This window comes from Metabacillus sp. GQ13 (assembly GCF_059758525.1).
In genome coordinates, this window is the sequence record NZ_JCAXET010000053.1 from 1 (window position 1) to 346 (window position 346).

1 protein-coding gene is annotated in these 346 nt (G+C 32.7%); it reads right to left on the reverse strand.

The annotated features are described in order from the left end of the window. Nucleotides 1-346: IS110 family transposase (locus AC6CHR_RS25105; protein WP_498251906.1), on the reverse strand; the 346-nt coding region annotated here is incomplete at both ends.

The window sequence follows — 346 nt, forward strand, 5'->3', positions numbered from 1 at the left end:
GATTGGCTATTATCTCTATTTTCTTTATTCCTTTTAACAAGATGAGGATTAACGGTTACTACTTCAATATTTTGTTCATATAGCCATTTTGATAGGTTAAGCCAGTAATGTCCTGTTGGTTCCATACCAACTAGCGTTTTATCAAAACCTTTGGTAGTTTTTAGCTTGTTAATCCAGTTAAGTAATCTAGCAAATCCTTCTTCGTTATTTTCAAAAGAGAGAGGATCACCAACAATAATGCCACGGAAATTTACAGCACGTGCAACATGAATATGTTGAGCAATATCTACACCGATAACAAGGTGTTTATTAGAAATTCTTTCAATTAGTTGATTTTGTTTGTCTT